11 protein-coding genes are annotated in these 10,784 nt (G+C 72.3%); 8 read left to right on the forward strand and 3 right to left on the reverse strand.

Annotated features, from left to right (window positions below):
• Window positions 1-10 precede the first annotated feature (10 nt).
• The 4 genes from ABZ880_RS27935 to ABZ880_RS27950 are packed head-to-tail and all read left to right on the forward strand — an operon-like array spanning window position 11 to window position 3,689.
• Window positions 11-574 (forward strand): antibiotic biosynthesis monooxygenase family protein, encoded by a 564-nt coding sequence (locus ABZ880_RS27935; RefSeq protein ID WP_361267836.1) that lies wholly within the window; start codon window positions 11-13, stop codon window positions 572-574.
• Between the two features lie 13 nt (window positions 575-587).
• The gene (locus ABZ880_RS27940; protein ID WP_361267838.1) at window positions 588-1,610 is read left to right on the forward strand and encodes an aldo/keto reductase; all 1,023 of its coding nucleotides are present in this window, start codon (window positions 588-590) and stop codon (window positions 1,608-1,610) included.
• 10 nt (window positions 1,611-1,620) lie between these two features.
• Window positions 1,621-2,457, forward strand: coding sequence for an aromatase/cyclase (locus tag ABZ880_RS27945; RefSeq protein ID WP_361267840.1), 837 nt, complete (start codon window positions 1,621-1,623; stop codon window positions 2,455-2,457).
• Window positions 2,454-3,689, forward strand: coding sequence for an FAD-dependent monooxygenase (locus ABZ880_RS27950; RefSeq protein WP_361267842.1), 1,236 nt, complete (start codon window positions 2,454-2,456; stop codon window positions 3,687-3,689). Before ABZ880_RS27945 ends, ABZ880_RS27950 begins: the two co-directional genes overlap by 4 nt.
• Window positions 3,690-3,770: 81 nt before the next feature.
• On the opposite strand, the gene ABZ880_RS27955 is transcribed toward ABZ880_RS27950, so the two are convergent.
• The 3 genes from ABZ880_RS27955 to ABZ880_RS27965 are packed head-to-tail and all read right to left on the reverse strand — an operon-like array spanning window position 3,771 to window position 6,337.
• Window positions 3,771-4,442, reverse strand: coding sequence for an antibiotic biosynthesis monooxygenase (locus ABZ880_RS27955; protein ID WP_361267844.1), 672 nt, complete (start codon window positions 4,440-4,442; stop codon window positions 3,771-3,773).
• A 33-nt stretch (window positions 4,443-4,475) separates the two neighbouring features.
• Window positions 4,476-5,231 carry an NAD-dependent epimerase/dehydratase family protein gene (locus tag ABZ880_RS27960; protein ID WP_361267846.1) on the reverse strand — a complete coding sequence of 252 codons (756 nt, stop codon included), beginning with the start codon at window positions 5,229-5,231 and terminating at the stop codon, window positions 4,476-4,478.
• Window positions 5,232-5,281: 50 nt separating this feature from the next.
• Complete coding sequence (locus tag ABZ880_RS27965; protein ID WP_361267848.1) at window positions 5,282-6,337, reverse strand: ketoacyl-ACP synthase III family protein; 1,056 nt, start codon at window positions 6,335-6,337, stop codon at window positions 5,282-5,284.
• A gap of 278 nt (window positions 6,338-6,615) precedes the next feature.
• Between ABZ880_RS27965 and ABZ880_RS27970 the strand changes: the two genes are divergently transcribed.
• The 4 genes from ABZ880_RS27970 to ABZ880_RS27985 are packed head-to-tail and all read left to right on the forward strand — an operon-like array spanning window position 6,616 to window position 10,664.
• The gene (locus tag ABZ880_RS27970) at window positions 6,616-7,812 is read left to right on the forward strand and encodes a glycosyltransferase (RefSeq protein WP_361267849.1); all 1,197 of its coding nucleotides are present in this window, start codon (window positions 6,616-6,618) and stop codon (window positions 7,810-7,812) included.
• On the forward strand, window positions 7,800-8,966 hold the full coding sequence (locus ABZ880_RS27975) for a nucleotide disphospho-sugar-binding domain-containing protein (protein ID WP_361267851.1): 1,167 nt from the start codon (window positions 7,800-7,802) through the stop codon (window positions 8,964-8,966). Before ABZ880_RS27970 ends, ABZ880_RS27975 begins: the two co-directional genes overlap by 13 nt.
• A gap of 49 nt (window positions 8,967-9,015) precedes the next feature.
• A complete protein-coding gene (locus tag ABZ880_RS27980) occupies window positions 9,016-9,951 on the forward strand; it encodes an ABC transporter ATP-binding protein (protein ID WP_361267853.1) in 936 nt (311 codons plus the stop codon).
• Entirely contained in the window at window positions 9,951-10,664 is a 714-nt protein-coding gene (locus ABZ880_RS27985) for an ABC transporter permease (protein ID WP_361267855.1), read from the forward strand. The genes ABZ880_RS27980 and ABZ880_RS27985 overlap by 1 nt, the downstream gene beginning before the upstream one ends.
• The last annotated feature ends 120 nt before the right edge of the window (window positions 10,665-10,784 follow it).

A 10,784-nucleotide genomic window follows, 5' to 3' on the forward strand; every position in this document is an offset into this window, starting at 1 on the left:
AGGGACCGTCATGAGCTTCACCGTCATCAACACCTTCACCCTGAAGAACCCCGCCGACGCCGAGGACTTCGAGGAGCGCTTCCTGGCCCACGTGGAGTGGATGCGCAGCCGTCCCGGGTTCGTCGCCCACCAGGCGGTGCGCTCCACCGAACAGCCCGAGGTGTACGTCAACTTCGGCTGGTGGGAGCGGCCCGAGGACTTCCAGGCGGTGCTCGCGAGCGACACGTTCAAGGAGCACGCCGAGGAGTTCCACAAGATCGTGGACGTGGTCGCCGACCCGTCGATGGGAGTACTGCGTCTCGACGGCGCGAGCGCGCGCGAGGGCGATCACCTGGTCGTCGAGTTCTTCGCCGACAACGACCCGGGAGCCTACGGCAGTTACGCCGAGGCCGACGGCTTCGTCTCCGCCGACGTCGCCAAGTCGCTGTTCGCCCGCCCCGGCGGCTTCACCGCCCTGACCCGCTGGCGCTCCGCCGGGCAGGCGGCCGCCGCCCGCGCCCCCTTCGTGGAGCGCACCGTGCCCGCCCGCCCGATCGCCGGCAACCGCGCCGAACTCTCCCCCACCGGGGCCTGAACAGGAGGACCGCATGCAGTACCGCCGACTCGGCGCGGACGGGCCGGTGGTCAGCCGGATCGCGTTCGGCAACTCGCTGACCGCCGGCAACCAGCTCGCCGACCCGAACGCCCTGGCCTGCGTGCACGCCGCGCTGGACGCGGGCATCAACACCTTCGACACCGCCGACGCCTACGCCGACGGCCGCGCCGAGGAACTGCTCGGCCGCGCGCTGCGCGGCGTGGACCGGGACTCCGTCGTCGTCTGCACCAAGGTGGGCAGAGGCGGCGGTCCCGGCCCCGGCGCGCTCTCCCCCACCCGGATCGCCACCAGCCTGGACGCCTCACTACGACGGCTCGGCACCGGGCACATCGACCTGTACCAGGCGCATCTGTACGACGACACCACCCCGCTGGAGGACACCGTGCGGGCCTTCGCGGCTGCCGTGCACGCCGGGAAGGTGCGGTACATCGGCGTCTCCGAGTGGGCCGCCGACGAGATCGAACAAGCCGCCGCGCTCGCCCGCGAGCTGGGCGTACCCCTGGTCTCCGACCAGCCGCAGTACAACCTGCTGTGGCGGGTGATCGAGGCCGAGGTGGTTCCCGCCTGCACCGCGCTCGGCGTCGGGCAGATGGTGTGGTCACCGCTGGCCGGAGGCGTGCTGACCGGCAAGTACCGGCCGCGGCAGCAGCCTCCGGCCGGTTCGCGTGCGGTGGCCGCGCAGGGCGGCGAGGTCTCCATGCGGCGGTTCAACTTCATGTCCGACGAGGTGCTGACCGCCGTCGCAGCGGCCGCGGACCTGGCCGAGCAGGCCGGGGTGACGCTGCCGCAGCTCGCCCTCGCCTGGGTGCTGCGCGGCGAGTCCGTCGCCACCGCGGTCATCGGGGCGTCCGCGCCCGAGCAGATCGGCCGCAATCTCGCGGCTCTTGAGACCGCGCTCGACCCGGAGCTGCTGCACCGGGTCGACGCGGCACTGGCCCCGGTCGTGGTCCGCGACCCCGCGCTCACCCTCAGTCGGATGCTGCGCGCCAAATCCCTGTCCCAGAAAGCCAGTTGAGAGGTCCGTCATGACTCAAGCGACCGTGGCCGCCGGTACCGACCGGCAGGTCCACCGCACCCGCGCCACCGTCGACGTCGACGCCCCCGCCGAGACCGTCTACCGGGCGCTGACCGGCATCGAGGGCTGGCCCGTGCTCTACCCCTGGATCGCGCACACCGAGGTGCTGAAGCGCGAGGGCGCGGACGACGAGGTGAAGTTCTGGGCGGTGCGCCCAGACGGCAGCGGACTGCGTATCTGGACGTCGAGGCGCACCCTGGACCCGACGGCCCGCCGCATGGTCTTCGAGCAGCAGGGCTCGGTCGGCCCGATCGGGCGACTGGGCGGCACCTGGGACTTCCTGCCGCGCGAGGACGGTGGCTGCCGGGTGGAGTCCGGGCACTGGTTCACCACCGACGCCGACCCGGACGAGACCGCCGGTGAACTGGACCGGCACGGCGCGCTGCAGATGCGTACGCTCAAGTCGCAGACGGAGAGCGCCACTTCGCTCACCACGGACGTGATCCGCGCCAAGTCGGAGGTGCTCGTCACCGGCGGCTCGCTCGCCGGGGTCCGGGCCCGGCTGCTGTCCGCGCTGCCCGCCGGGGACGGCGACGCCTGGTTCGGCGAGACCTCCGAGGGGCCGACGGTGCAGATCGCGCACGGCGACCACGTCCTCGTACAGAAACTGCTGTCGCCTCCCGGGCCCGCGGACCTGTACCGGCGGCGCTGGCAGCTGCGGGAGGAGGCCGGCGGGGTGCGGGTGGGCGCCGATGTGCTGGCCGTGGCGACGCGCGAGCACGAGCGGGTGCGGCGGCTCGCGGAGGCCGGGGTGCGCGAGGCGCTGGCGACGGCGGGTGTGCGATGAGCGGGCGGCCGGACGTCGAGGAGGTCGAGTCGGACGTCTGCATCGTCGGGGCCGGGCCCGCCGGGCTCACCCTGGCGCTGCTGCTGCTCAGGTCGGGGCTGACGGTGAGCGTGGTGGAGCGGTCGCGTTCGCACCAGCGGGAGTTCCGCGGGGAGATCCTGCAGCCCGGCGCGATGAAGATCCTGGACGAGTTGGGCGTGCTGGAGAACGCGCGGGCGCGCGGCTGCCACGAGCACTCCCGCTTCCGGCTGCTGGAGCAGGACCGGGTGCTGCTCGACATCGACTACCGCTCGCTGCCCGCCCCGTACAACCATCTGCTGTCCATCCCCCAGTCCCACCTGCTGACCGAACTCCTGCTGCACTGCGGGAAGTTCACCGGTTTCCGGTACGTCGACGGCTGCCGGGTCGGCACGCTGATCCGTGACGAGGACGAGCGGGTGACCGGGGTGAGCGGCGACGGGTACGCCTTCTTCGCGAAGGTCGTCGTGGGTGCCGACGGGCGGTTCTCCAAGGTGCGGCGGCTCGCCGGGATCGAGGCGGGCCGCAGCGAGGCCTTCGACCAGGACGTGCTCTGGTTCAAACTGCGCGGCGAACAGCGCGAGGACGGGCACGACGTACGCGTGTTCCGGGGCGCCGGCACCAGCCCGGTGCTGGTGTACGGGTCGTGGCCGGACAAGGTGCAGATCGGCTGGACCCTGCCGCACAAGGGCTACCAGGAGGTCGCGAGCAACGGCCTCGGGCACCTCAAGTCCCAGCTGGCGAAGGCGGTTCCGGCGTACGCGGAGCTCATCGACGACCAGATCACCTCGCTGCGCGACCTGAGCCTGCTGGACGTGTTCTCCGGGCGCGCCGAACGCTGGGCGACCGACGGGCTGGTGCTCATCGGGGACGCCGCGCACACCCACAGCCCGATCGGCGCACAGGGCATCAACCTGGCCGTGCAGGACGCCGTGGTGCTGCACCCCCTGCTGGTGGAGTCGGTGCGCCGCGGCGACGCCTCCGGCGCGTTCCTGTCCCGCTTCGAGGAGCTGCGGGCGCCCGACATCGCGGCGATGATGCGGCTGCAGGCCATGCAGAGCAAGGCGATGCTGTCGACCGGCACGTTCGCCACCAAGGTGCGGCCCCGGCTGGCCGGGGTGGTGCAGCGCACCCCGCTGTACCGGAAGATCCTGCGCACCATCGCCTACGGCAATCCGTCGATCCGGGTGGCGGAGGAGCTGTTCGCGCTGTAGCCGCGGCGCCTGCGTCATCGGCGGCGGGCACACGAAAGGGGGCCGGGTCCTGGAAAAGGACCCGGCCCCCTTCGTCGTCCCTCAAGCCGCCAGCGCCTGCTCGCGGGCCGTGTCGACGACCACGGCGTACAGCCCGCCCTGGACCTCCGCGTGCTCGGCCATGCGCTTGGCGTCGGCCGCCATCTCCGGGCTCTTCAGGACCGGCGCGTAGGCCTGCGGGCCGGTCCACCAGCCGATGTTGACGTAGCTGCCGGACTCGCGGTCGGAGTGGACCAGCTGGTGGGTGAGGAAGCCCTCGTTGGCCTTCACGAAGGTGACGTGACCGAGGAAGGCCGCCTCGAAGGCCTGCTGGTCGGCGCCCTCGCGCAGCGTGAACGTGGTCAGCGCGACCGCGGCGTCGGCCGCGGGGGCCGCGCCGCCGCCCACGCCGTCCGCGGCGCTCTCGCCGGCCAGCACCGGGCCGTGCACGCTGGTGATCGAGGCGAGGTAGACGAAGCGGCTGCTGACGGCGGTGAAGAACTGCCAGTCGCCGACGACCGTGCGGTGCGTCTCGGCGTCCCGCCACCAGGTGAGGATGACGAAGGAGTCGGGCGAGGAGATGCCCCGCAGCAGGGCGGTGCGCAGCAGGCCCTCGCGCTGCGAGACGGCCTCCTTGTACGTCTGGTACGCCTTCTCGAACTCGGCGCCCTTCGCCTTGTGCTTGTCCTTGAGCACGAAGTGGGCGACGGCGACGACTGGGGCGTTGTCGGTCATGTTTCCTTGCCTTTCAGTTCAATTGATGGGGTGTCAGACCAGCTGCTGCACATAGGCGTGCACGTACTTGTCGAGCACGTCCCGGTAGTAGTCGGGTCCGAAGCCGAGGCCGTACACGGTCGGTACGAGCCGGCAGAGCTTGTCGATGGAGACGGGCTGGGCGCCGGACGCCTGGACGTAGGTCTTCTCGGCGTCGGTGCCGAGGAGTTGCTCCATGTGCGCGACGACGTCCTCGATGCGCGGGGCGTGCCCGGAGGCGACGTTGACGACGTCACGGGTGCGGCCGTCGACGAGCAGCGTGTGGACGATCTTGACGACGTCCTCGACGTCGATGAGGTCGCGCTGGGCGCCGCGGTGCACCTGGATGCGGCCGCCGGTCAGCTGCCGTACCAGTGCGGGCAGCAGCTGGTGCGGCGGCTGGTGGAAGCCGACCACGTGGGACAGGCGCAGGATCAGGTACTCCACGTCGGAGGACTTGACGACGGCTTCGAGGGAGAGCTTGTGGCGGCCGTAGGGCGTGGCCGGGTAGACGGGTCCGTCCTCGCGGCCGGGCAGGGCGTCGGGCACCGAGTACATGCCGGCGGACGCGGTGGAGAAGAACACCAGGCGCTTGCCGTGCTTCTCGCAGTACCGCAGCGTCTCGTACAGCCGGGCCGACTCCCTCGTGTACTGCTCGGGCGGGATGTCTCCGGCGGCCGAGACACCGGCGGCGAGCGCCACCACGTCGGGGTGGTGGTCGCTGATGCCCGCCAGGTGCCCGGCCAGGAATCCCCTGCCGACGATCTCCATGGGGTGTGCCAACTCCTTGGGATGGATGGGTGGTTCACGGGCAGGGCGGGTCAGGACCTGGCCCAGTCGGGGACGGCGAGGATCTCCAGGACGGCCGTGGTGAGGGTGTAGCCGGCGCCGCCGCCGTAGAGCATCACGTGGTCGCCCGCGCTCACCTCGCCGGTGAGCAGGAGGTGTTCGAGGCCGGCGGCCCAGTCGCCGGCGCCGATGTGGCCGCTGCGGCGGGCGAACTCCCAGGTGGTGCGGTCCTCGTCGACGCCGAGCAGATGGTGGATCTGGAAGGGACCCTGGATCCGCCCGGTCGAGGGGATGACGACATACGCGATGTCCTCGATGCCGAGCCCGGCGTCGTCCAGGACGGCCTGCTTGGCCTCCTGCATCACCTTGCCGAAGCGGATGTTGGTGAGGGTCTCGTCGCTGACCGCCTTGTGGGCGTCGCCGCGCGCGGTCAGGTCGATCTGCCGTTCGGCGGCGCGGGAGACCGGCCGGAAGGGCTCGTCGCCGCGGGCCATCGGCTCCAGACCGTTGTCGGCGACGGTGGCGGTGGCGAGCAGCCGGGCGAAGCCGCCCTCGGTGGACAGGACGGTCGCGGTGCCGCCGTCGGCGTAGGCGTTGCCGTGCCTCAGGTGCCAGCGGTTCGCGCCGGGGCCGCCGAAGCGGTCGGCGGTGGTGACCATGACCGCGCTGCCGGTGCCGTATCCCGCGCTCAGGTGGGCGGCAGCGAGGTCGAGGGCGCTGATGCCGACGTTGCAGCGCTGCTGCACGTCGAGGGCGGGGACGGCCTTGCCGACGGTGCGGGCGGCGACGTAGGAGGCGGCGGGCCAGATGTCCAGGCCCTGGAACCAGGTGCTGCCGTGCAGCAGCAGGGAGTACGCCGACTTGGCGAGCCCGGAGCGCTCGTGGGCGGCGCGGCCGGCGGCGACCGCCATCTCCGGCGGCGCGGTCCAGGTCTCCCCCGCGGCCTCACGGGCGATGCGGACGGACTCGTACCCGAAGTCGTCGATCCACTCCTGGCCGCACTCGCCGGCCGCGACGCACTCGCCGACCGGCACCGGTTCGGGCAGCCAGCTGCCGAGTCCGGCGACATAGATCTCTCTCCAGCGCATCCAGCTACTCCTCCGGCTCGGCACTCGGACGTTTCGGCATGCGCCCAAGGTCGGCTCCGGCTCTCGAAGCGCACTGGAGTCCGGGAGGGGAACGAGCGGAGAAGGCCCGCTCCAACGGGACTCGAGCGGGGCTCGAGTGCCGTGCGAGCGGGCTGCGAGTGCGGTCCGAGAGGGTGTCGGCACGCTGTGGTGCACGACCGGAGAGCGGGCGGACTGCGCCTGCCACCCCGAACCCTCGACCCCCCACCGATCACTCACCGATCACTCGGAGATCCGCCGTGCGCATCCTGTTCACCGCCCATGCGGGCAAGTCGCATCTGCGGCTGCTGATCCCCCTGGCCCAGGCGGCGCTGCGGGCCGGGCACACCGTGGCCGTCGCCGACGACGAGTCGATGCGCGGCGAGAGCGAGAGCTACGGCCTCGCGTTCTTCCCCGCGGGCTTCGACTGGGCCCTCGACCCCGACTGCGTCGCCGCGATCGCGCCCGGGCTGTGGGCCGGCGACCAGGAGATGTACGAGGACGGACTGGTCGACTGCATCCTGGGCGCGCCGGCGCTGCGGGCGGCCCGCGACATCCTCGCGATCGCCCGGCAGTGGCGGCCGGACCTGATCGTCCGCGAGGGCGAGGAGATGGGCGGCTACCTGGCCGCGGAGGTGCTCGGCATCCCGCACGTCGCGGTGGCCGGCGGCTCCACGCATCTGCTCACGCCGTCGGTCACGCACGGGCCGCTGAACGCCCTGCGCGCCGAACTCGGCCTGCCCGCCGACCCGGACGACAACACCGCCTACCGTCATCTGCTGGTGAGCTGGCTGCCGGCGAGCTGGACCGGGGACGGCCTCGACGGCCGCACCCTGCGCCACTACCGGCAGACCACCCCGTTCCGCAGCGACGACCCGGTGCTGCCCTGGCTGGCCGAGCTGCCCGAGGACAAGCCGGTCGTCTACGCCTCCATCGGCACCATCGCGCCGTCGCTGCCCGGCAAGTCGGACGCCGTGCTCGGCGCGGTCGTCGAGGCCCTGTCCGGCATCGACTGCACGGCGATCGTGTCGATCGGGGTGGGCCGCGACCCGGAGACGTTCGGGCCGGTGCCCGAGCACGTCCGCCTGGTCACCGAGTGGATTCCCCAGGACGTCCTGCTCGAGGTCGCCGACGTGTTCGTCACGCACGGCGGCCACAGCGGCATCCGCGAGGGCCTGCGCTCGGGCACACCGATGCTCGTCACTCCCATGTACGACGACCAGCCGCACTCGGCGGCCCGCTGCGCCGCCCTCGGCTGCGCCATCGACCTGCCGGCCCCGCTCGCGGACCCGGCGGCGGTCGCCGAAGCGATCACCGCACTGCTCACCGACCCGTCCCACCGGCGCCGCGCGGCGGCCGTGCGACGGGAGATCCTCGCCTGCCCGCCGGTGGAGCAACTGGTCGGCGACCTGGAGGAGTTGGTGGCGGCCTCGAAGGAGAAGACATGCGCGTACTGATCACCGCCCTGGTCCCCAGCCACCTCGTCCCGATGGTGCCGCTGACCTGGGCGCTGCGGGCCGCCGGGCATCAGGTGCTGGTCGCCGGGGACGGCGAGCTCGTGAGGTTCGCCGCCGCGGCCGGGCTCGACACCCGGCTGGTCGGCGGCGGGGAGGTGCGGCAGCGGCTGACGCGGCCGGGTGCCGTGCGGATGCCCGACCGGGCCGGAATGGACCGGCGTGCGGCCTCCGAGTGGGACGAGGCCGGCGAGCGCTGGCGCACCCGGCTCGGCGGCTACGTCGACGAGCTGGTCGCCCTCGGCCGGGACTGGGCGGCGGACCTGGTGGTGACCGACCCCGTGGAGTTCGGCGGGCTGATCACCGCCGCCGCGCTCGGGGTGCCCGGCATCGTCCACCGCTGGGGCCCCGACGACTTCACCAGCCCACTGCTGCGCCAGGCGAAGGTCCAGCTCCACGAGCTCTGCGTGGATTTCGGGGCCGACGGCTTTCCCGACCCGACCCTGCTCGTCGACCCGAGTCCCGCCTCCCTCCTCCCCGAGGGCGACAACATCCCGGGTCTGCTGACGCGTTACGTCCCCTACTGCGGTACCGCCGAGCTGCCCGACTGGGCCGTGCGGCGGCCGGAGCGGCCCCGGGCGCTGCTCTGCCTCGGCATGTGGCACGGGCGGATGCTGGCCGAGACCGGGGAACTCCCCCTGGGCTTCCGGCATGTGCTGGACGCCTGCGCCGAGCTGGGTGTGGACGTGCTGTTCCCGATCGACGCCCAGTACCACCCGCTGCTCGGGGACGTGCCGGACACCGTGCAGGTGGTGGACCGCTTCCCCATCGGCCCGCTGATGCGGCACACCGCCTTCGCCGTGCACCACGGCGGCAGCGGCACCAGCATGACCTCCTTCGCCTGCGCCGTACCGCAGTTGGTGCTCCCCGGCGACAAGCCGTTCCTGCAGACCACGGGACGGCTCGTCGAGGAGTCCGGCGCCGGACGCAACCTCGCCACCGAACCCGAGCAGCACGACGCCGGCCTGGTCCACCAGGCCCTGACGGGGCTGCTCACCGAAGAGCACCACCGCAAGGCCGCACGTGCGGTCGCCGCGGAGATCGCGGGCCTCCCCGGCCCGACGGAACTGGTCCGCACCCTGGAAGGGCTGATCTGACATGCGACCGCTCACCCAGCACGTACAGGAAAGGGAAGTGCCACCCCCCATGGCAGAACAGCACGACGGCCCGCCCGCGGTCGTCTTCAAGGGCGTCGTCAAGGAGTACGGCAGCGTCCGTGCCGTCGACGGCATCGACCTGACGATCCGGCGCGGCGAGACCGTCGCCCTGCTCGGCCCGAACGGCGCCGGCAAGTCCACCACCATCGGCATGCTCCTCGGGCTGTTCCCGCCGGACTCCGGCACCATCGAGGTGTTCGGCAAGAAGCCCGAACTCGCCATGCTCGCCGGGCACTTGGGCGCCATGCTGCAGGAGGGGAAGATGATTCCCCGGGTGTCGGTGCGCGAGCTGGTCGACTTCGTACGGCAGACCTACCGCGACCCGCTGCCCCTGACGGAGGTCCTGGAGCTCGCCGAGCTCACCAAGATCGCCGACCAGAAGGTGGACCGGCTCTCCGGCGGCCAGGCCCAGCGGGTGCGCTTCGCGCTCGCCCTGGCCGGCGACCCGGACCTGGTGGTCCTCGACGAGCCGACCGCCGCCCTCGACGTGGAGTCGCGGCGCGAGCTGTGGGCCGCGATGCAGCGGTACGCCCAGCGCGGCAACACCGTGCTGTTCTCCACGCACTACCTCGAAGAGGCCGACGACAGCGCCGACCGGGTCGTGGTGATCGCCGCCGGCCAGGTGGTCGCGGACGGCACGACCTCCCAGATCAAGTCGATGGTCGAGGGCCGCACGGTCAGCTTCGTGCCGCGCGGCGGCCGCCGCGAGGGCTACGAACTCCTTCCCGGCGTCGGCTCGGTGGAGTTCCAGGGCGGCCGGGTGCACCTGCGCACCACCGACTCCGACCAGACCGTGCACGCCCTGGCCCGCGCGGACGCCTTCACCGACCTGGAGGTCTCGGGCGTCGGCCTGGAGGAGGCCTTCATCGCGCTGACCCACCGCACCCGCCACCGCGAGACCGCCCCGGAAGGACGGACCAACTGATGCTCGGCTACATCCGTCTGGAGATCCTGCGGCTGGTCCGCAACGGCGGCTACCTGATGATGAGCCTCGTCATGCCGGTCGGCATGTACGTGACCTTCGCGGGCGGCGGCCCGGACCAGAAGTCCCTGGCCCAGTCCATGGTCGGCGCGGCCGCGTTCGGCGCGCTCGGCGTGGTCATCACCAACGGCACCGGCATCGCCGAGGACCGGGCGCTGGGCTGGCTGCGCCAGCTGCGGCTGACGCCGCTCTCCCCGGTGCAGGTGGTGGTGGCCCGCGGCGCGGTCGCCACCTGCCTGGCGATCCTGCCGATCACGGTGATCTCGCTGATCGGCGTCTTCTACCGGGGCGTCCACCTCGGTCTCGGCACCTGGCTCGCCGTGTTCTTCCTGCTGTGGGTCGGCATCGCCCCGCTCGCGATGCTCGGCATCGGCATCGGCTACCTGTTCAAGGCCCAGCTCGCGCAGATCGCCGGCACGGTCGCCTACCTGTCCCTGACGCTGCTCGGCGGGCTGCTCCTGCCGATCGACAACTTCCCTTCCTGGGCACAGGAGTTGTCGCGGGCCACGCCGGTCTTCCGGTACGCCCAGCTGTCCTGGAACGCCGCCGACAGCGCGGCGCCCACCCTGGCCGGCGTCGCCGTCCTCGCGGTCTGGACGGCCCTCCTGGCGGGCTTCGCCGCCTTCGCCTACCGCAGGGGCGGCCGCCGCGCCTGAGCTCGTTCAACTCGCCGTGCCCGCAAGGGGTTTGAGCCCCCTTGCGGGCACGTCGGCGTTCGCCCGCAACCCGAGTCGCATTCGAGCGGTCCCCCGCACCCTTGCCCTGCCACTGACCGG

The organism is Streptomyces sp. NPDC047043, assembly GCF_040644055.1.
GTDB lineage: Bacteria > Actinomycetota > Actinomycetes > Streptomycetales > Streptomycetaceae > Streptomyces.

Bases quoted from the DNA above. Each gene is read 5' to 3' on its own strand.
- ABZ880_RS27935 (WP_361267836.1), top strand. From the start codon at position 11: ATGAGCTTCACCGTCATCAACACCTTCACCCTGAAGAACCCCGCCGAC.
- ABZ880_RS27940 (WP_361267838.1), top strand. From the start codon at position 588: ATGCAGTACCGCCGACTCGGCGCGGACGGGCCGGTGGTCAGCCGGATC.
- ABZ880_RS27945 (WP_361267840.1), top strand. From the start codon at position 1,621: ATGACTCAAGCGACCGTGGCCGCCGGTACCGACCGGCAGGTCCACCGC.
- ABZ880_RS27950 (WP_361267842.1), top strand. From the start codon at position 2,454: ATGAGCGGGCGGCCGGACGTCGAGGAGGTCGAGTCGGACGTCTGCATC.
- ABZ880_RS27955 (WP_361267844.1), bottom strand. From the start codon at position 4,442: ATGACCGACAACGCCCCAGTCGTCGCCGTCGCCCACTTCGTGCTCAAG.
- ABZ880_RS27960 (WP_361267846.1), bottom strand. From the start codon at position 5,231: ATGGAGATCGTCGGCAGGGGATTCCTGGCCGGGCACCTGGCGGGCATC.
- ABZ880_RS27965 (WP_361267848.1), bottom strand. From the start codon at position 6,337: ATGCGCTGGAGAGAGATCTATGTCGCCGGACTCGGCAGCTGGCTGCCC.
- ABZ880_RS27975 (WP_361267851.1), top strand. From the start codon at position 7,800: ATGCGCGTACTGATCACCGCCCTGGTCCCCAGCCACCTCGTCCCGATG.
- ABZ880_RS27980 (WP_361267853.1), top strand. From the start codon at position 9,016: ATGGCAGAACAGCACGACGGCCCGCCCGCGGTCGTCTTCAAGGGCGTC.
- ABZ880_RS27985 (WP_361267855.1), top strand. From the start codon at position 9,951: ATGCTCGGCTACATCCGTCTGGAGATCCTGCGGCTGGTCCGCAACGGC.